The 20,569-nt window shown below is 37.3% G+C and carries 23 protein-coding genes; all 23 read right to left on the bottom strand.

Translation table 11 applies throughout. The features are described 5' to 3' along the window. Nucleotides 1-78 precede the first annotated feature (78 nt). The 23 genes from HMPREF9446_RS10160 to HMPREF9446_RS10055 all read right to left on the bottom strand — a co-directional run bounded on the left by HMPREF9446_RS10160 (nucleotide 79) and on the right by HMPREF9446_RS10055 (nucleotide 20,212). A complete protein-coding gene (locus tag HMPREF9446_RS10160; RefSeq protein ID WP_009125552.1) occupies nucleotides 79-681 on the bottom strand; it encodes an acetyltransferase in 603 nt (200 codons plus the stop codon). 14 nt (nucleotides 682-695) lie between these two features. Further along, nucleotides 696-1,304 (bottom strand): sugar transferase, encoded by a 609-nt coding sequence (locus tag HMPREF9446_RS10155; protein WP_009125551.1) that lies wholly within the window; start codon nucleotides 1,302-1,304, stop codon nucleotides 696-698. Nucleotides 1,305-1,351: 47 nt separating this feature from the next. After that, nucleotides 1,352-1,837, bottom strand: a complete 486-nt coding sequence (locus tag HMPREF9446_RS10150) for a putative toxin-antitoxin system toxin component, PIN family (protein ID WP_009125550.1) — start codon at nucleotides 1,835-1,837, stop codon at nucleotides 1,352-1,354. Further along, nucleotides 1,821-2,051 carry a type II toxin-antitoxin system VapB15 family antitoxin gene (vap15, locus tag HMPREF9446_RS10145; RefSeq protein ID WP_009125549.1) on the bottom strand — a complete coding sequence of 77 codons (231 nt, stop codon included), beginning with the start codon at nucleotides 2,049-2,051 and terminating at the stop codon, nucleotides 1,821-1,823. Before vap15 ends, HMPREF9446_RS10150 begins: the two co-directional genes overlap by 17 nt. A 67-nt stretch (nucleotides 2,052-2,118) precedes the next feature. Further along, nucleotides 2,119-3,267: a glycosyltransferase family 4 protein gene (locus HMPREF9446_RS10140; protein WP_039969046.1), complete on the bottom strand. Its 1,149-nt coding sequence runs from the start codon at nucleotides 3,265-3,267 to the stop codon at nucleotides 2,119-2,121. A 98-nt stretch (nucleotides 3,268-3,365) separates the two neighbouring features. Further along, complete coding sequence (locus tag HMPREF9446_RS10135; protein ID WP_009125547.1) at nucleotides 3,366-4,364, bottom strand: glycosyltransferase family 2 protein; 999 nt, start codon at nucleotides 4,362-4,364, stop codon at nucleotides 3,366-3,368. A gap of 111 nt (nucleotides 4,365-4,475) precedes the next feature. Beyond that, a complete protein-coding gene (locus HMPREF9446_RS10130) occupies nucleotides 4,476-5,561 on the bottom strand; it encodes an EpsG family protein (protein ID WP_009125546.1) in 1,086 nt (361 codons plus the stop codon). A gap of 6 nt (nucleotides 5,562-5,567) precedes the next feature. Beyond that, complete coding sequence (locus tag HMPREF9446_RS17890; RefSeq protein ID WP_009125545.1) at nucleotides 5,568-6,452, bottom strand: glycosyltransferase family 2 protein; 885 nt, start codon at nucleotides 6,450-6,452, stop codon at nucleotides 5,568-5,570. A 36-nt stretch (nucleotides 6,453-6,488) separates the two neighbouring features. Continuing rightward, the gene (locus HMPREF9446_RS10120; RefSeq protein ID WP_039969041.1) at nucleotides 6,489-7,811 is read right to left on the bottom strand and encodes a UDP-glucose dehydrogenase family protein; all 1,323 of its coding nucleotides are present in this window, start codon (nucleotides 7,809-7,811) and stop codon (nucleotides 6,489-6,491) included. Between the two features lie 139 nt (nucleotides 7,812-7,950). After that, a complete protein-coding gene (locus tag HMPREF9446_RS18715; RefSeq protein ID WP_009125543.1) occupies nucleotides 7,951-8,109 on the bottom strand; it encodes a hypothetical protein in 159 nt (52 codons plus the stop codon). A 209-nt stretch (nucleotides 8,110-8,318) separates the two neighbouring features. Continuing rightward, nucleotides 8,319-9,494, bottom strand: coding sequence for a TDP-N-acetylfucosamine:lipid II N-acetylfucosaminyltransferase family protein (locus HMPREF9446_RS10115; protein ID WP_009125541.1), 1,176 nt, complete (start codon nucleotides 9,492-9,494; stop codon nucleotides 8,319-8,321). Between the two features lie 51 nt (nucleotides 9,495-9,545). Then, nucleotides 9,546-10,217: a hypothetical protein gene (locus tag HMPREF9446_RS10110; RefSeq protein WP_009125540.1), complete on the bottom strand. Its 672-nt coding sequence runs from the start codon at nucleotides 10,215-10,217 to the stop codon at nucleotides 9,546-9,548. Nucleotides 10,218-10,451: 234 nt separating this feature from the next. Next, on the bottom strand, nucleotides 10,452-11,117 hold the full coding sequence (locus tag HMPREF9446_RS10105; protein WP_009125539.1) for an MBL fold metallo-hydrolase: 666 nt from the start codon (nucleotides 11,115-11,117) through the stop codon (nucleotides 10,452-10,454). A gap of 7 nt (nucleotides 11,118-11,124) precedes the next feature. After that, a complete protein-coding gene (locus HMPREF9446_RS10100; RefSeq protein WP_039969039.1) occupies nucleotides 11,125-12,123 on the bottom strand; it encodes a ketoacyl-ACP synthase III in 999 nt (332 codons plus the stop codon). Nucleotides 12,124-12,127: 4 nt separating this feature from the next. Beyond that, nucleotides 12,128-12,877 carry an SDR family NAD(P)-dependent oxidoreductase gene (locus tag HMPREF9446_RS10095; RefSeq protein WP_009125537.1) on the bottom strand — a complete coding sequence of 250 codons (750 nt, stop codon included), beginning with the start codon at nucleotides 12,875-12,877 and terminating at the stop codon, nucleotides 12,128-12,130. Further along, complete coding sequence (locus HMPREF9446_RS10090) at nucleotides 12,877-13,107, bottom strand: acyl carrier protein (RefSeq protein ID WP_009125536.1); 231 nt, start codon at nucleotides 13,105-13,107, stop codon at nucleotides 12,877-12,879. The genes HMPREF9446_RS10095 and HMPREF9446_RS10090 overlap by 1 nt, the downstream gene beginning before the upstream one ends. A 26-nt stretch (nucleotides 13,108-13,133) precedes the next feature. Beyond that, nucleotides 13,134-13,604 (bottom strand): MaoC family dehydratase, encoded by a 471-nt coding sequence (locus HMPREF9446_RS10085; protein ID WP_009125535.1) that lies wholly within the window; start codon nucleotides 13,602-13,604, stop codon nucleotides 13,134-13,136. Between the two features lie 2 nt (nucleotides 13,605-13,606). Then, the gene (locus tag HMPREF9446_RS10080) at nucleotides 13,607-14,191 is read right to left on the bottom strand and encodes an acyltransferase (RefSeq protein WP_009125534.1); all 585 of its coding nucleotides are present in this window, start codon (nucleotides 14,189-14,191) and stop codon (nucleotides 13,607-13,609) included. Nucleotides 14,192-14,201: 10 nt separating this feature from the next. After that, the gene (locus HMPREF9446_RS10075) at nucleotides 14,202-15,302 is read right to left on the bottom strand and encodes a PLP-dependent aminotransferase family protein (RefSeq protein ID WP_009125533.1); all 1,101 of its coding nucleotides are present in this window, start codon (nucleotides 15,300-15,302) and stop codon (nucleotides 14,202-14,204) included. 2 nt (nucleotides 15,303-15,304) lie between these two features. Continuing rightward, nucleotides 15,305-16,420 (bottom strand): ATP-grasp domain-containing protein, encoded by a 1,116-nt coding sequence (locus tag HMPREF9446_RS10070; RefSeq protein ID WP_009125532.1) that lies wholly within the window; start codon nucleotides 16,418-16,420, stop codon nucleotides 15,305-15,307. Next, entirely contained in the window at nucleotides 16,417-17,628 is a 1,212-nt protein-coding gene (locus tag HMPREF9446_RS10065; protein ID WP_009125531.1) for an ATP-grasp domain-containing protein, read from the bottom strand. The genes HMPREF9446_RS10070 and HMPREF9446_RS10065 overlap by 4 nt, the downstream gene beginning before the upstream one ends. Further along, on the bottom strand, nucleotides 17,628-18,737 hold the full coding sequence (locus HMPREF9446_RS10060; RefSeq protein WP_009125530.1) for a DegT/DnrJ/EryC1/StrS family aminotransferase: 1,110 nt from the start codon (nucleotides 18,735-18,737) through the stop codon (nucleotides 17,628-17,630). The genes HMPREF9446_RS10065 and HMPREF9446_RS10060 overlap by 1 nt, the downstream gene beginning before the upstream one ends. Before the next feature lie 29 nt (nucleotides 18,738-18,766). Further along, a complete protein-coding gene (locus HMPREF9446_RS10055; RefSeq protein WP_039969034.1) occupies nucleotides 18,767-20,212 on the bottom strand; it encodes a lipopolysaccharide biosynthesis protein in 1,446 nt (481 codons plus the stop codon). Nucleotides 20,213-20,569 lie beyond the last annotated feature (357 nt).

The following is a 20,569-nucleotide window of genomic DNA, read 5'->3' as shown; positions in this document are numbered from 1 at the left end:
TCACGTAGTGGGGAATAAAAAGAAAGGAAAGAAGTTTATAAATCCTTTCCAAGTAGGGTGCAAATGATGATTTTGATGTCATTTTCCTTTCAGAATTTGAAGCTTTTTTATCTCTCTACATCTGTTTCCGACGGCCAACACACCATCCGGCACATCTTTGGTAACTACCGAACCGGCACCTATTACACTCCATTTACCAATTTTCACACCTGGAATAATAGTAGTACCTGCTCCAACCCATGCCCCCTCTCCCACTTGCACATTCCCACAAAGAGTACAATGAGGAGAGATGTGAACATAATTTTCAATTATACATTCATGATCTACGGAAGCACCGGTATTTATAATACAATGCCTGCCTATGTAAACATCACTTTGCACTATTGCCCCCTGCATTATGGCAGACCCCTCTTCTATACTAGCCTCTTCCGATACAATAGCCGAAGGATGAATAGCCTTTCCAAATTCCACATCAAGAGATTCTGCTATTCTTTTTCTGATACTATTATTTCCAATACTAATAATCAATGGACCTCTTACCTTCATTGCACGTTGTACTGGATAGCCTAAAAGCGTATGAAGATTCTCATCATCATCAAACAACCCTTCAACACGCTCATGATTGGCACGAAGAATATCAATGATTACTTTTGCATGCCCGCTTGCTCCATATAAAAACATCTATAAAATCTCCTTTAGTTATTCCCTGTAAAAAGTTCCATTGTGGCCGCTGTATCCGAATTAATTCCTTCCCTTACAAATACCTTTTTAATAGTTAGAAATATAATTTTAACATCCAACAAAAATGAACAATGGTCCACATACCAAACATCTAGCTCAAATTTCTTTGTCCACGAAATAGCGTTACGTCCATTAACCTGAGCCCATCCGGTTATTCCCGGACGTACCTCATGCCTCCTCATTTGCCTTTTACTATATAATGGCAAATATTGAGGCAGTAACGGTCGCGGACCTATCAAAGCCATATCCCCTTTTAACACATTTATCAGTTGCGGAAGTTCGTCTATCGAAGTGGAACGCAAAAAACGCCCAACTTTAGTTAGCCGATCTGCATCCGGCAACAGATTCCCTTCCGCATCCCGCTCGTCCGTCATGGTTTTAAATTTTATCACTCGGAAAATTTTTCCATTTTTGCCAGGACGTTTCTGGGTAAAGAATGCCCCTGCCCCTTTATTGGCAAAATACAGCCAAAGGGTCACAAGAAACAGTGTCAGACAGAGAACGGCCAACACACTGAATGCGATGATAAAGTCTATCAATCGCTTGAAAAAATGAGAATACATAAAATAAATGATTGTTTATAGAAAACTATTTCTACACACTTGAAGAGTTATTCTCCGATAACAATATTATAGTGACTTTCAAAATCCTCGTGTACAAAAGAAGAACACCCGGATGAAGAAGCCAACACATCAAATTCCATTACTGTAATAATCTGACAAGAACCTATTTCGCCCATAGATAATAAATCCTTATCACCGGTTATCAGATAATTCGCCTCTGATATCAATGCAAGTTCCAACAAATAATCATCTTTAGGGTCACGGCAACGAGCAGGAATATTATCAATCTTATAAAATGAAGTTTCTTGAGTCATAAAGTCCCAAAGCATGTCCAAATGCTCTTTGGAAAAGTATTTCTTAAACTTTGGCCGTGAAGCAACAATCAAGATTTCGTCCAAGAGTTCTTGAGATACGACAAGCTCCACCTTTTCGTCAGACAAGAAATCCAAAAGGCATGACAATTTCTTACCTATCAAGAAGCTAATCCAAAGATTCGTATCAACAATTATCCTTGTCCTACTGTCGTTTTTCATAAATTTCTTGCCTCACCGCTTCCACTTCAGAATCAATATCTTCCTGTGAGATTTCATCCGCTCTTAAAGCATTCAATAATCGTCTCAACTTTATGCTTCTCACCTCAGCAGCAAGCGCACGATTCAACTCCAATTTGTCTTCATCAGACAATTGTTGAGCCAGTTCCAGAATCTGATTACAACTCAGACGTATCTTCAATGCTGCTGTTGCCATATTATCAAACTACATATTGTTACGATGCAACAAAAATACGATTAGTTATTTGAATATCAAAACAAAGTCATGCATTATTGTCCAAAGAACGATATTCCTCCAACAGAGCCTTCCAAACCTTATGTTGCTCATATCGTTCTACAATCATAGGACGGGCATGTTTTGCCATTTCTGTCACTTCTGAATCTCGATGCTCATACATCCATTTCATTGCCCCATACAATGCCTCTCCATCTTTGGGTGGAATTATCTTGCCATTGATTCCATCCTGAATAATTTCATTACATCCATTTATATCAGTTACAATAGAAGGAAGCCCCATTGCACCGGCCTGCAATACCACATTTGGAAAACCTTCCCTATAACTTGGAAACACCAGTACATCCGCAGAAGCTAAAAAAGGGCGAACATCGCTCTGAAAACCCCATATTACAATTTTATGATTTTGTTTTATAATTCTCTCCACATCCTTTTCCAAAGGATCCAATTCCGATTCAAAGTTCCCTATTAAATGCAAGGAGATATTAACATACTGATTCGATAAACGTTCGAATACACGTACCAATTCATTGATACCCTTATCTCCCACTATACGCCCCACAAATACAAAATTGAAATCACCAGTGTCACAGATAGCTCCCACTCTATTCATCACTTCCTCCGTTCGGTCAAAATAGTCCACATCTATCCCATTAATGTTCCCATTCCAAACCACACTCAAAGGCTTTCTTGTTATACCATTAGCTATTAAGGTATTCTTAACACCTTCTCCCTCCGGAATGACTTTGGTCGCACAAGCACAAGTTATTTTTTCCATTGTTATAAGTAACTTCCGAAATGAACCTGTAGTTGTTTCAAATCTCAACCCGGTAACAGTATAGACACGATGCGGCACACGGGTAATCCATGCAGCTATCATAGAAAGCAAACTACCCTTCGGTGTATTTGCATGAACTATATAAGGTTTTTCTTTTCTAAAAAAAATAATCAATCGGAATAAAGATTTTAAATCATCAAACAATGAAATCTCACGACACATAGGTACATCCACACAACGTATCCCCTCCTGCCTTACTACGTCATCCAAAGTTTCATTTCCCCGATTAGCAGCTACACCTACCACTTCATAATAATTAGAAAGGAATTTTAATTGTCCTTTCAAAAGCGAAAAAAGGCTTTCTGAAATGGTGGTAACACGAATTAATTTTTTCTTCATAAAAAAACTGTTAGCATTCATTTAGAACATACTTCTTTTTAAGGCCTTTAAGAAAGTATCTTACAGAAAAGAGCGTAAACCAACTCGCTATATCCCGGTTAGCTTTTCTTCAAGACTAGAAAAAGATGGCAGAAATATGAAGTAATTGAGAAGCCTAAATATTTATAAATCAATCCAACTCTGCCCACTTTGGGATTTAAATCATATTCCATCAACCATCCCATCTGCTTCAATCCTCTGAATCGTTTATTACGATCTGGTTTATTCAAAAATCGAATACTCCCCATCAAGATGCAATATTCGTATGCACAAAATGAAAGTAAAGCTTCTTTAGCTTGCTGATTTAAAGAAGATTGACAAATAAAAGGAATCAAATGAATAAGATTATTATATAAATCATCAAATTTCTTGGTGCTACATGAACCGGTTATCGAAGTAGATACCCCTTGACGATAACAATACACATATTCATCTACAAAACGAATTTCTTTAAACTTGTCCAATATATCAATAAACCAAGGAATATCTTCTGCAAAAATTCCTTTGACAAATGTAACTGCATGTTTGTCTAAGCTACTTTTTTTAAGCAATTTAGAGCATGCCGACATAGGAAAAGTTCCAGACCGAACTAAGCGGACTATTAATTCATTTTTATCCCATTCATTAGTTATAGAATCATCATAAGAAATCCATGGTATATATTGGTCTTTTGACGGGAAATAATAATAGAGATTAAATCCCAACATGTCCGGATATTTAAGTTTTTCTAACTGTATAATGAGCCGCTGCAAACATATGTTGTTTTTCCAAAAGTCATCACTATCCATAAATATGACATAATCCCCTTTCGCCACTTTCAGCCCTTCATTACGAGCATCGCTCAATCCACCATTTGCTTTATGAATTACAGACACTCGGCTATCTTTCTCCGCATATTCATCACATATTCTCCCTGAATTGTCCGGACTTCCGTCATCTATTAAAATCACTTCAATATGAACATAGGTCTGATTCAGAATACTATCTACACACTGATTCAAATAAGATTCAACGTTATATATGGGTATAATAACCGAAACTAAAATATTTTCATTCATTTTATTGAAATGTTAAATAGCCTTCGCAACTATATACTTTATTGTACCAACGATTGTGTATAATGACTGGTTAGGCATCCACAGTACATAGTTGTGATCAAGATATAAGAACTAAATAGCAAATTGAAAAGGTGAGCACCCTGCTTGCCCCTTAGCAATTGCAGTGAAGAATGTCATAGTGTAGAATAGAAGAATCAAAGTGGCTAAAATAAAAGAAAAAGATTGTTGTCTCTTAATCACTTTATAAATATAATATAAAAGGAATGAAATAATAACAAACCGCAAAGAAGTAAGGCAATATGATATTCTAATAGTCAATTGATTACCCTCTCCTAAATTTTTTATTAACTCCCCTACAAAAAAAAGCAAAAAATATATAGAGAAACCATATCCATGAAATTTTTTATGCATTCTATAAGCATAAAACACAAGTATGATATCAACTATTTTTTCAATCCAATAACCTAATCCTATATCAAAAGTATTATCTTCAAATCCCTTGGCATACCGCAAATATTGATTAGATTCAATATTACTAAAAAATATATCTGCTAAAGGTTTAAGAATTACATTCCCCAGAATTATAGTAACGAACATTAGTCCAATTAAAATGACCTTCTTTCTTAAAATGACATCAGCATTAACTTTATTAAGAAGGTATAGAGGAAAAAGTATTACTGATGAAGAATGAAATCCAAACGCAATTGTAATCATCAAAAAATATTTCAAAGGTTGTCTATTGATAATATAAGGTATTGAAAATAAAAAAATACAAAATGAAATTGACTGTCTAAGAAGATTTAGTGTGGAAAAAAAAGGACCACAGAAAAAAAAATATATAGCAAGCGGCAAAAGAAAATATAAATGCCTAAATGATTTATATATTAATAAAATTTGCAACAAAGCCACCAATATAAAAAACACCTGATATGACGAAGTTATACTAGCGACAATATAATTAATAAAAGTATAGCAAGGCTCCAGTTGAAGGGAATACCCCTGGACAGCTAACTCAAAGTATGACCTATATTGAAACCAATCTGTACCGACTTCATATCTAAGTCCTACGATTATCGAATAAATAGATATTGGTAAAATTAAATAGTATTTACTAACACTTTTACTGTTAATTATGATATTGGTAAAAGAACAGACAACAAATGCTAAAAAAGTATATACAATATATGATAAAACCATACAAAATTAACCTTTCAGCTTTATGATAAGTTTATACAATGTAACCTTAATAGCCTCTAAAACACTCCAATTACGATGTATATACATACAATAATCATACAAACCTTTTAAACCAGCATCTTTATACAAGCCTTTTATTACATGAGGCATAACAGCTGGATGACTAAATTTATAAAGATGCTTATTATCAGTGTAAAAGCTATTAATTCTAATAGTCGCTTTTATATAATTCATCGCCCTTTTATAATCTATTTTTGTATATGTAATTGACCCATCATTGTCTTCAAGACAATACAACTTGTTATTTATGATCTTATAGCGTTTAGCATATTTAGAAGCAGATAAAGCAAAAAATGCATCATTACCTATAGGTATTTCGTCAAATTGTAATTTTTTTCGCTTCACCATTTCATGAGAAAACACTTTATTCCACGGTGTCCAAATATTAAATCTAACATTTAAATCATCTCCGCAAATAAAATATTTCTCATATTTTTTACTAATAAAAGACGCTCTCGATGCATTAGATTTTATAGTACTATCAACATTAAAATATAGTATATCCAAATCCTCTGTCAGTTCTTTATCCAAGACATCAAAAGCTCCACTAAAATAATAATCATCCGCATCCGCAAACAGCAACCATTTACCCCTAGCATATTGAAGTCCAACATTCCGGGCATATCCTGCGCCTTTACCTTCCTTCGTGAAGTACACCTCTACCCCTTTTTCACCCATACCAGGAAAATGGTCAAAATCCACTTTTAGAGAGTCGCTATTATCATCTACCACAATAATTTGAATATCTTCACGACGAGGAATGGAATTCAAACAACGCTGTAGTAAATTTGGGGTATTATAATGAGGAATAATTATACTATAATTTATCATTATTATTCTCTCTCTAATATTTTATTATGTAATATCTTAAATCCGCAGTTTCCCGATGCACCTATATTCCACCCCCATCTCCTTCATCTCTGCCGCATCATAGATATTTCTACCATCAATAACAAGAGGGTGCTTCATGCTTTTCACTATGACTCTCCATGAAGGTAATCGAAACTGCTTCCATTCAGTGAGCATCAGCAAAGCATCAGCATCAAGAACGGCATCATACATATCAGTGGCATAGGTCACTATATCACCAATGCGACGTTTACATTCAGTCATAGCCACAGGGTCATAGACCTTTACCGTACAACCGGCATTAAGCAATAATTTTATTATCACAAGAGATGTGGCTTCACGCATATCGTCTGTTTCAGGCTTGAAGGACAAGCCCCAAAGAGCAATGATTTTCCCTTTCAAATCATCCTTGTAGTAAGTACCGAGCTTATTGAAAAGTACACTCTTTTGATTTTCGTTTACCTCTTCCACAGCTTTCAGTACTTTCATCGGATAGCCCTTTTTTTCAGCGGTCTTAATGAGCGCTTTCACATCTTTCGGGAAGCAACTCCCGCCATATCCACAACCGGGATAAAGGAACTTCGCGCCGATGCGACTGTCACTACCGATACCTTTGCGCACCATATTCACATCTGCACCTACCAATTCACAGAGATTGGCAATGTCGTTCATAAAGCTAATACGAGTAGCCAACATGGAATTGGCTGCATACTTAATCATTTCCGCAGAGGGGATATCCGTAAAAATAACACGAAAATTATTAAGTAAAAAAGGGCGATAAAGCTTCGACATCATTTCTTTGGCTTTCTCACTCTCCACACCTACTACCACACGGTCGGGACTCATAAAGTCCTTAATGGCAGCCCCTTCTTTCAGGAACTCAGGATTAGAGGCCACATCGAACGGAATCTCTACCCCGCGTTTCTTTAATTCTTCTTCAACAGTTGCTTTCACCCTCTTGGCAGTGCCTACCGGAACCGTAGATTTAGTCACCAGCACGGTGTACTTATGGATATTTTGTCCAAACTGACGAGCCACGGCCAACACATATTGCAAATCGGCCGCCCCATCCTCGTCAGGCGGTGTGCCCACGGCACAGAACACAATGTCCACCTCATCGAGCACCGAAATGAGGTCGGTGGTGAAATCCAATCTTCCTTCCCCATGGTTGCGCAGCACCATCTCGTCTAATCCCGGCTCATAGATGGGCACATTGCCCTCCCTAAGCGCATTTATCTTCTCTTCATTCACGTCCACACAAGTTACATGGACACCCATTTCAGCAAAACAAGTTCCGGACACCAAGCCCACATAGCCGGTGCCGACAATTGCGATATTCATAAAGTCAATAATATAGAATGAATTATTATAATTTTCCAAGTGTTCATCATAGAGGTAAACACTCAATTTATGCATACCCCTTTGAAAGGGCACTTTTCAGTGCCCTAAACCGAGTTTTGTTAATTAATTAGTTTTGAATTTAACATTGGCTGATAGCCAAAGTGATTTTGTCAGGAACCATGTTGACATAATCCTTGCATCCGTTAAAGATATTTTTGAAAAAAGTTCCGATGAAGTTCCAGATAGAACTGCCATGAAGCTTTACCGTTCCTATTACACTGTGATAAGTTGCAGCCATCTCTTACCTTTCTTAAGCCTGTTACGCAATGTGTTTTAAAAAATGCTCTATCGCTTTTCCGACTACTTCCACCGTTTTATAACCGTCAGGACGATTGGAGAGATTCTCCACGAGGCAAAACCGCAGTCTGGTACTAAAAGTAAAACCTTGCAAGTTCTTCACTGCTATACATAATTCTAAAAATTTGGTGGGCAACGAAGATAGAACTTTCAATTAATAGCCATTTTTTGACTGCTTACCCTTAACATCATAAAATCATCTTGAATCTCCTTGATACAGCAAGCTACTTTACTATTATAAGCAATGGTATTTTGTTTTACACAATCAAAGTCCAAGGGACTCATCAATACATCTCCGTTCAAATCATCTTCTATTGAAAATATGCAAAACCCCATCTGCTTGAGAGATTGATAGACTACGCTATCCTTAAACAAAAACACCTTTATTCCTTTTCTCAGACAATTAAATATATTACCCATAGCTTGCTGACGTATCACACCAAATACAGCATGAGTTACATTGTCAAACAGTTGAAAGTATTCCTCCTCTCCAAGGAAAGACTCTAACCATACCTGTTCTGCATGAATCAACTGTGCTCTGTCTTTCAGTATAGAAATATTTCCACGATAATCACCACCATAATTCACAGGAAAAATCACCTTCTGACGCTGACCAAACGTACAATCTTTAAGTACTTCAAGTACATCAAAATGATTATTTGTGTAAGTCAGCGAGTTGCCGACAAGCACATTGCCAACAACTGTCTTATATCTCAGTTCAATCTTAGAGTAGAAACCAGGACCACCATGCAGCATGAAAGGAAGTGCCTTGAAATTTGGATTAAATTGTTTGAGTAAATCATACTCAATTGGCAAAACTGGTGTATAATAGTCTATACGCTCTAGAACCCTTTGGCGATGCAACAGATAGAACGGATATCGCAACGTGATGTAAATACAGGTTGCTAAATGTCGGAGCTTTCTAAAGAGCGTATTATATAAAAAACTTTTGGTTATCGGCTTCAATATATTTATAGGAATAAAAGCTTTATAAAAACCTAACTGATGATAAATATCATATCCCCAACTCCACCAGATGACCTTCTTGTCCGAACCAATGTGATTAAAAAGATTATAAACTCCCACTGGGATGCTTTGGAAATAAATTACATCCACTTCGGGAGAAGAAAACATAGAACAATATTCTTGTTTATTATTGATTAACAGTATTTTATCTGTATAATGGATGTGATGGAAGCAATAATTCTTTTTTTTCGTATAAAAACAATATATATTGTTCACTCCCTCTAAAGAATCAAAGAACTCTGATGCAGAGTCAAAAAATTTATCGTCGGTAAAATAGTGTAAAATGGTAATATTTTTCATCTATAATATTTTATACTTAAACGCCACTAATTTATTTCAAATCCATCGGAGTCAGTTAATATAAGCAGGCTTCCTGATATTTTTTTCTTGTACCAGGTTAGATACTGTTACATTCGCACATTTAGTGTTACTTTGCAAAGCATAATTAGCATTTCTAGATACAATATTTGAAATATCCACATCATGTATTTTATCAGCAGAAGAAATAGCTCCATATCCTGTATAAAGTTTTATTATAGACTCCCGTTCTGGACCTCCAGAAGGCTCTATGAAATTGGATATCTCAACGTTATAAACAGAATTATCATTGGCGGTCAACAATATAATTCCATGATGCTTGCCCGTAGTAGTTATACCATGGATTTTAATATCATGGATATCAAGATTACACGCTCCATTAGAATCCATAAATGAAGTCGGTTCCATAGGATATAAATAATTGCCTGAAGGATATGAAATGGGAATCAAAGGCCCTAAAGCACTGCAAGCTACTGTATTATCAGAAGTCTCCCCTATTATATTGTAGGCCTCACAATGATGACATCCTGAACGAAAGTTTACACCATCCCCATTTTTAACATCAGAAAAAATAGACAAATCATATACACTTACATAAGAACATTTATCAAATGAAATAACCCAACATCTCGTCTTTTCAAAAATGATTCCCGATATTTCAATATTAGAAGCAAGCGAAAAAGATTTGACATGTTCTCCAATCATAAAAATCACCAACAACAAATTCGGTATGTGGATTATAGATATTCATATTTTCATCAGGCCCAATTATCTTACATTTTCCAATCCCACGAATATGTATATTCTTAATTGAGTCAACAGACAAAGGATCCCCATAAGGGTTATCTCCATCTATTTCTAAACTATCACCTCTAAACACATTATCAAATACATAATTATTCTGCTTAATTATACAGTCTTCTAATATAATAGAAAAGTCTAATCATGTACATATTTTTCTTGTAGTAAATGGTCAAAAATGACCTTTTTTATTGAATCAGCCTGATAGTTATTCATACAATTTTCAAAGGAAATAGAATGACCAGGTCTTATAAAACATTTCTCTCCTAATCGCAATAATCGTTGACAAGAATATTCTGCCAATTGCTTATTACCATTTTGCAGTTTCGTAAACACCTTTTCTCCAGGTATATAGGAATCACCTGTAAAAAGATTGTTGTCCACACAAAAGCTTAGACAAGAATAATCATGGCCGGGAGTATCAATTACCAATAAACTATAGCTACCTATAAGAATCACATTCCCCTCTTTAATAATCTTAACACCATTCGTTCTTGATAAGATAAAATCCTCACCATGATATGACGACAAATTCTCTATAGGGCTAACCAGATTCTTTGCACCATATTCATTTGTATATATAGGTACATCCGGATAGTCAGCTTGCAATTCATTCAGTCCATATATATGATCGTAATGAACATGCGTCAATAGTACACCTCTTAGGTTATAGCCATCAAACAAAGACTTTATAACATCAAAATCACCTACATCAATAATCCAACATTCTTTAGTCCCATGTTCTAACAGGACATAGCTTATAGAATTATAAATTGAATTAACATGCGATACTATTTCTAACATACAAGGCTTACTTACAGCGAATAACCGTAGCTCCCCAACTTAATCCGACACCAAACCCAGCTAGTAATACATTGCCATGAAGACGCTCCTGCTTTAATGCCTCCGTAATTGCAATAGGAATAGTCGAAGATACGGTATTGCCCACCTTTTCCATATAGATAAAGAACTTATCTTTTTCTATTTCCATCAACTTACGCAAATAATTGATCATGTATTTGTTCGCTTGGTGAAAAATCCACAAATCAATATCATCCTGAGAGATTTTTTCCTTTTCCAACAGACGCTCAACCATTGTCGGTACAACATCAGAGGTAAAATTAAAAATAGTTCCCCCATCCATATATAGATTGTCATCCCATTTGTTATTCCCATTAGAATCCAAAGCGACGTTTCCTGTTCTATTAACAATGCGGGAGCCACCAGTTTTGACCATGAGATACTCTGCACCGGAACCGTCAGTTCCTAACTCAAATTCACCTATTTCTCCAAAGCCGTCAGTTGAAACGATTGTTGCAGTTGCCGCATCGCCAAAGATAGTCAGATTCCCTTTGTCTTCCGGATGTATATATTTTGTATAAGTCTCAGCTGTCAACAGAAGCACATTTGTCGCTACTCCAGAAACAATTAACCCCTTAGCCATCGCCAAACCGTATTCATAACCAGAACAGCCCAGATTAAAATCAAGTGCACCACAAGTATTTTTGAGTCCTAACCGGTGCTGAAGAATACACGAAGAAGAAGGTAATTTATAATCAACACTTTGGGAACACAACAAAATGAAATCTAGCGATTCCCGTAGATGACTATTATTGGAAAACAATTTTTGAGCAGCCTTAAATGCCATGTCTGTAGCAGTTTCATTATCCGCAGCGATATGCATTTCCAATATGCCTACTTTTGAAGCAACTTTTTCAGCCGACCATTGGGGAAATAGTCTCGCTATTTCCTCGTTAGTAAGTATCCTATCCGGAAGATAATAATCCACCGCTTTAATATATGCTTTCATCATTTCAATTCAGAGTATAACCTCCATCAATCAATAACGAAGTACCCGTCATCCACATTGTTGCATCAGATAAAAGATATACGGAAGCATATCCTATTTCGTCAGGATGCCCATATCTTTTTAATGGATACCGAAGTTTGTCTGCCTCCAATTCCTCACTACCAATTTCACTGCCTTCCAATAATGGAGTTTCAATCATGCCTGGTACTATTGTATTTACCCGAATTCTTTGGGGTGACAACTCAAGTGCAGTTGCCTTAGCAAAACCTTCCAGCGCACCTTTTGTTGCACCATAAAGAGCGCCACCAATATACCCGCATTTCGTACCTGAAATAGAAGATATCATAACGACAGATGCACCATTCTGTAATTTTTTCTGCTGAACCAGTTCACGAATCAATCTGATAGAAGAAAAAGCATTTGTATCAAACAAGCGCATTAGGTCTTCTTCTTCCGTAAATTTCAGTATCTTGGTTTCAACTATACCTGCACAAGCCACAACCCCATCAATCTTACCCAATATATGAGATAGCAAAATGTTGACACCTAATAATGAAGATAAGTCGGCCAAAACCATCTTATGACCTTCACCTCTTAAACCATCAAACGTCTCCTGAAGGCGCATCTCATTACGAGCTGTTATGATGCATGTGGCACCAGCCGCAGCACATTGTAGTGCCACAGCTTTGCCGATACCAGAGGATGCTCCAGTTATGAGAATAACCTTACCTTCCAATGAAAAAATAGTCTTCATTACTTTTTTGACAAAACTAAATTGTATAGAGCCTCAATGGTATCTATACCCTTAATTTCTGAAGCTGAAATTTTTACTCCATACTTTTTGCCAATCATATTAAGTATAGCAAGGCCCGCCAAAGAGCTCCACTCTTCAAGTTCACGGAACTCTGTTTTAGGTTGGAACTCGTTAAGTTCAGTTTCGTCAAACTGATCAGCAAAATCAGCAATAAATTGTTTGATTTCCATATTACAACATATTAAATGATAAATAACTATTGTTCGTTAAAGTAGTATAAGTAAATTATTGAGCCTTCCAGTACAGGATATTCTTGTCCTTCTATCTCAAATTTACATTGTATCGTTGTCTGGCAGATTCCTCCGAGGTCTCTTGCTTTGACAAGTGTAGCATGCAAGCGCAAGCGGCTTCCTACTGGCACAGTATTCTTGTAAAGCATTTTTTCGATACCATAGTTTACAAGCTTCCTGAGATTATTTACTGAAATGATTTCGTTAAGCATATAAGGGATTAGCGACAAAATCAAGTAACCATGAGCAATGGTTGAGCCAAGAGGGTTTTCGAGCTTTACCCTTTCTGCATCCACATGAATCCACTGGTGGTCAAATGTAGCATCTGCAAAGTTATTTATAACCCCTTGTGAAATCTCAAGCCAATCGGACTTACCCAACGACTTGCCTCTCAATGTAAGAAAGTCATCAACACTATTAACAATAAGTTTGGACATAATCAGAAATGCTTAGTCCAGTCCATAGACTCTATAATCTTTCTATGTTCTTCAGTAGGTCTTTCACGTTCACCAACTTTCTTAACAGGATTACCATGATAAATTGTCCAAGGTTTCAAGTCGCGGTCAACTACAGAGTTCGCACCAACGACAGCCCCCTCACCGATTGTAACTCCTGGCAAAACAACCGCTCCTGCACAAATATAAGCATCGTTTCCAATGGTAATATTCCCAAGATTTATCGAGAAAGCTTCCTCGGGAAGAGCCTGACTAACATACACGCCGTGATAATTATAAGGAGAGCCAAGTAATTTGGCACCAGGACCAATAAGAACCCTATCACCTATTTGAATGTGACCTCCTCCCTCTATAAGGCAATGCCATGCAAAAATAGAACACTTCCCAATCTTCAATCCTCCTCTTGCATCAAGGAATGCATAATCAAAAATCATACAACCATCATCAATCTCCGCCCATTGTGGATTACAAATTTTGGCCAGGTCATAAATTTTAATATTTTCACCACAGTATTTTAATTTATCAAGGACATTGGGTCCCATAATATCGGTGTACTTAATACCTTCCATAAATGATTATTTAATTAAAGTGATTAATAATTTTAGCCAAACGTTTCATATCTTCCAAATCATATCGTTGGTCTATGACTAATGAAAGCATATTATTATAGTTTGCGATATCCTCTACTGAGCAGCTCTTAAGCACCTCATTCGGAGTTGGCCAAATGATTGGACAATAAAGCCTCTCTGACATAAGTTTTTTTTGAAGGTCTGTCCTACGCCCATCTTTTACGTATACCTGCATATACAAGGGCGCAGTATCTTCTTTTAGCTCAGTCTGAATCACCTCAATGAGCTGATTGTTTATATTTTGCAATAAATATCGGTAGTTTGAATTTCTTGTAGTAGCATTAGCTACGAAATTTGCTTGCATCAACAATTCGTAAGAGAAAGCACTCATTCGATAAATCTGATTACAATCGTCAAATAGTTCATTATTTTTGTAGAATATAGGCAAAAAAGACAATTTCAAGCTATCATCTTTGGTTTCAAAATATTTGAGTTTTCCTTTTGAAGCTTTAATAAAGTTAGAAACTATAGTTTTATGTTCTGAAGTAGTTTGATAAAAAGCTTCTTTATCCAAATCTTTCAATCCCCAAACAAAGCCACCATCCGGTATTTCAAGCCATTTTCGAAGACTACAAACCACTCTGTCCGCTTCTATATATGGTTTTATGCCAAGAATAGAATGAGTTACATCCTCAATGATTTTAACGCCCTTACATTGTATCTCTTTATAAAGTGGTCTTAAATTGGCTAAAGTGTCAAATCCAAAAAGAGGACAAGTAAAAAGTATCGAAGGTCGTATATTATCAATCCGCAACATTAACGCATTGACATTGGCTGTAAGATCTGCATTCATTTTGTAATATTCAACCTTGCAACCGCATGCATGAAAAGCATCCGTAATAGAATGGCATGAAAAATTGGGAACTAAAACTTTTGTATTGCAAAGACCTAAATCTCGTACAGCTATAATAATAGCACTACGCCCTCCATGAGTAAATAGAATATCTTTCCACTCAAATAGCGAGTCACCATAAGAACATTTTACTTTTCCATATCTAGAAATTTGCTCTTTCGAAAGGCAAAAATTTCCGCCCATTTCTATTGATGGCATAATTATGGTTCTATTTTGTGGTTCGACTGATAAATAGCGTATCCATTACGATCGCCATTACGCTTGCATTCATCTATCTCAACCTCATTTCGTACAGCTTCCACAATAAAAGGATATTCCTTTTGATTATCAATATACTTTTTAATCTCTGGCGTAAGAGTACTATAAAATAATATACCTGAGTAATGACAATTTTCAATAGCCGGTATAGCAAAATCACCGGTTGCAAGTTCCATCGCACCTTTTACGAGGTCATAGTCTGTTGAAAGACGAACCAAATCAGATGTTATAAAATCACCACCTAAACGAGCACCTGCCTCTATAACATACAGTTCGTCTTTTGAATTTAGTTTGACCTCTGTATGACTAGGTGAGTTTGTAACTGCAAGTGCAGTCAATGCAGACTCAACTAAACTGCAAATACGCTGCCTCTGCTCATCTGTAAGATTAGCAGGCTGATGATGTTGCAACTCTACAAAATATGGAGCACCACTGGTAACCTTATCTGTAATCTGAATATTGACATGGCGGCCATTGAAGGAAAGGTATTCAACACTGAATTCTCTACCATCAATATACTGTTCAATAATTACCTTCCCTTCCCGCGAGTAATCTAAAGCACGAATAAAAGCTGCCTTCACCTCCTCAAGACTCCCAACCTTAGTTACTCCTTGACTGCCTCCACTATCAACCGGCTTGACAATACAAGGAAAAGGTATGTTGACAGAATCAAGTTCCTCAACTTCAGACACTATAATATATTGGGGATTCGAAATTCCTGCAGCGTTGAGAGCCTCCCGCATAGTGAATTTATTTTCAAGCCGATGAAGGCACTCTTCTGTATTGCTGACCAGCCCCATCTTTTGAGCTACATAAATGACTGTCGGCAAAGCGGATTCAAGAGAAAAAGAAGTAATCCCATTCACTTTTTCCTGTTTACAAATCTCCAAAACGGCATCTTTATCCGCAAATGAAATTGGATAGAATTTATCACAATATTTCTTACATACGGCACCTTTTTCATAAGCTATGCCAACAATATAATATCCAAGAGCCTTGACTTGCTTAAAAAATGGTTCAAGCGGCTCATTTGCACCAATTACGGCTATTTTTTTCATTTTTTCTCCACTTTAACAGTTACCCATTTGCAAATATCAGACATTGCAGAAATAAGAGACTCTTTTGTATCAAACTTGACTACAAGAGTACCGATAGCATCGTTAGCTCCAACAAAGGCGTGAACAGGGTCGCCTTTGGATACCCATAGGTCAGTCTCCACTACATGGGATTTATATTCATCACCTATTTTTAAAGCGGCAAACTTACCTTCCTGCTCCGCATGAAGAACCACCTCTGCCCAATGCCCTTTATATGGTTGTTGCTCTACATCAGTCACATCATCACCGACTGCTGCACGAACCGCATTGGTTATCAAGTCAACTCCCGTAGCAAAACGAAGCATTTCTGCCAGACGATTGCCACCACCTCTTGGAGAAACTTCCATTATATAAGGCTTACCGTTTAATCCAATACGTGTCTCAACATTATAAATAGAGGTACGCATACCCAGAAGTTTCAACAAACGCTGCAATTCAGACGTCAATTCAGCCTCTTGCTCTGCAGTGAAAGTGGAGGGCCAACTATAAGCGGAAGGCGTATATGGATTGGCGGCATCCGCATCAAAACGCTGTGCAGAATATGACACAAACTTCAGTTCTCCATCTACAGAAAAGCTGTCCGTATCCGAAGAGCACCCTTGTTTCTCTATAAACTCTTCTACAATCACCCGTTTGGACATGGAATGTTCGAATGCATATTCAAGGGCAGGTTTCAACTCTCTCAAGCAGTCAACCCTCGTCACCCCTTTACTTCCCGCTGCATCCGTAGGCTTTACTATCACAGGCCAAGGATACCAATAAGTTTCAGACAGAGCCTCTTCTATAGAGGAAAAGCCCTTTGCTTTAGGAACATTAAATCCATGTTGTGTCAGAAAATTGCGAAACCTGTCTTTGTTCTGCAAAATACACACCGACTCATAAGGACCGAATGCAGGCAGCCCCATTTGTTCCTGAACATAAGCAGCAGTCACAACCCCGGGGTCAACAGCAAATGACATAATCCCGTCTATCTGGAGCCTGCGGGCCAAGGCAAGTACGGCTTCCTTGTCTATAATACTCACATTATGATACTCGTCTGAATATTTGTGGGCTATGTTGTCCGGAATATAGTCACAAGTTATCACATGATAACCCAGCTTATGGGCAGCCTCTATTACAGGGAGTAAATAACGCAGGCCGCCAAGAAGCAATAGTTTCTTCTGTCTCATCACTTGACAATTAAATTAAGGATACATTCCACTGCATCGGTATCCAGACCATGATACATCGGCAAACATATCACCCTATCAGCAATACTATGCGCCATCGGCAAGTTCTCAGGCCGTGCTGACTCCAATCCTCTGTAAGTAGAAAATTCACTTATCAGAGGATAGAAATACCTTCTACCCAATACATTTTTTTCCTTCATTTTAAAATAAAGTTCATCACGGGTCATCCCGTATCTTTCAGCATCTACAAATATCGGAAAGTAGGAATAATTGTGGCGGACACCCGGCATATCATCCATAAAACTAATACCCTCAACACCACTCAATGCTTCACGGTACTTGATAGCCACTTGACGACGGGATTCAATTGCCATATCCACTTGTTTCAGATTCAACAGGCCATAAGCCGAACGAATCTCATCCATTTTTCCATTAATGCCGGGAGCCACGATTTCCGTTTCTCCTGCAAAGCCGAAATTCTTCAGGTAATCAATGCGTTTCTTCGTCTTCTCATCATGACAGATTAAAGCACCGCCCTCAATCGTATTATAAACCTTTGTGGCATGGAAACTCAACGTTGACATATCACCCGAATTCAATATAGACTTCCCGTCAACTTCCACTCCAAATGCATGGGCTGCATCATAAATTACCTTCAATCCATATTTATCGGCTATCGCCTGAATACGTTCCGTATCACAAGGCTTACCATATACATGGACAGGCATGATGGCTGTGGTCTTGGGAGTGATTGCCGCTTCTATCTTGTCCGGATCAATATTGCAAGTATTAGGGTCTATATCCACAAAGACAGGCTTTATACCGTTCCACCACAAGGCATGCGTGGTAGCGACAAAGCTGTAAGGAGTAGTTATCACCTCACCTGTTATACGCAATGTCTGCAAGGCGCATATCAAAGGTAAGGTTCCATTGGTGAAAAGACTGATATAAGGCACCTTCAAATATTCGCACAACGCCTTCTCTAACTCCTGATGGTAATGACCGTTATTGGTCAACCATTTGCGATTCCAAATGTCCTGCAAATAAGGCATGAAATCGTCCAATGAAGGAAGTAATGGAGAAGTAACTGTAATTACTTTATTTTCCATCTTACTACAATAAATATGTTTTTGATTTTCTACTTGCGTTTAAGTGCAGAAAGCGCCAGTTGCTTGACTTCAAGATATTCGCCAAGGTGCAACTTCTCATAAATAGATAAAGCCAACAGTATTCCCGTTGTAATTTGGAGCGGTAACAAAATATAAACGGAAATATCCCAGAAGGAAAGTACCCACATGACAGATGCTACCACAAAAGAAACGCCAAAAGTGGGAAGTATATCCTTTATCTGTTCCTTTGTCGGATAGAATATCAAATTTGCCGAATAATAGCTATTCAAGAAATAGCCTATTACCGAAGCAACCACACTTCCCCAAAGCATATATTCAATGCCATAAAAAATGCCGGCAAGTATAGGGAAAACACCTATCACTTTTTTCATGACCTCCAGCTTTAAAAACAAATCGGAACGTCCTTTGACTTGGAGAATGTTTAAATTAATCGCATGAAGCGGATAAAGCATGCCACTGAAACAAATAATTTGCAGAAAGTAAACGGCAGGCAACCATTTTTCACCAATCAGTATGATAATCAAAGGTTTCGCCACAGCAGCCAAGCCTAACATACACGCAAAGGTTATCAGCATGGTAATCTTGATCACTTTCCGATAAGCCTCATGTAAACGTTCCGGTTCTTCCTGTATAGAACTCAAAACCGGATAGCTGACTCGCTGTACTACCGAAGTCAGATTACTGGAAAATATCATATTGAACTGCTCCGCACGGGTATATTGTCCCAACTGTACAGAAGTATAAAAACGGCCAATCACAATATAATAGATATTGTTATAGGCAGTGTTCAATAAACCCGAAAGCAGCAATTTGGAACCAAAGCCAAAGAGTTCTTTAAAACTCTTCATGGAAAACTCCCATACAGGATGCCATTTGCTATATATCCATAAAAACAGGGTATTCAACAATTGACGGGAAAGTTGCTGGCCAACCAGACTCCATACCCCCAGTCCTCCTAATGCCATTCCTATTCCAATGAAACCACTACTGACAGAAGAGATCAAAGAAACCTTAGTCTGTGTCTTGAAATCTACCTCACGTACAAAGTGTGTTCTGGGAATAATTGCAAACGCATTGATTATCAATACCAATCCAATGACACGTGTTACATCTTTCAGGATAGGTTCTTGAAAAAACACACTGATGGTAGGAGAGATTAAATATAAGAATATATAAAGAGTTACACTGACTGTCAAGTTAAAATAAAAGACTGTATTATAATCAATTCGTTCTACATGGACTTTCCGTATCAGTGCATTGGAAAATCCACTGTCAATAATAGAATTTGATATTGCTATAAAGATAGCAATCATTGCCATCACACCATATTCGGCAGGGGTCAGCAAACGGGCAAGTACAAGCCCTACCAAAAAAGTAATGCCGGAACTGGATATATTATCAACAAAACTCCATCCAACTCCATGAATGGTTTTATATCTTAATGAACCAGACAAGTCTCTTAAATTTAGTAAATACCTAGGTTAGTACTCAAAAAAGGCATACTTTTTGAATAAGTACTTTTGCAAGTACCTGTATTTTGAGTTGTTTTAAATCAGTCTCATTCATTTACTATTGGTATACTGCTAATCCTATTTTTTCCTTTAACGAACGCTCTAAGAAACTTACACGAAACAAAATATCATCAAACTTCTGCAAAGTATTCGTTATAAGACTTCCGCTTCTCAAAAAAGCCTACAACAAAATCTGTTTCGGAAAAGGCAGCCAAACCTTGTATTTCCGGAGTGAACGTCTTCACCAGTTCGTCTTTCGTTATACCGCAGCTGGTTCAAGTCACTGAATACACTGACCTG

The sequence above is a fragment of the Bacteroides fluxus YIT 12057 genome, from assembly GCF_000195635.1.
Classification (GTDB): domain Bacteria; phylum Bacteroidota; class Bacteroidia; order Bacteroidales; family Bacteroidaceae; genus Bacteroides; species Bacteroides fluxus.
The sequence above is the reverse complement of the archived record's forward strand: the minus strand, read 5'-3'. Positions and strand labels throughout refer to the sequence as shown.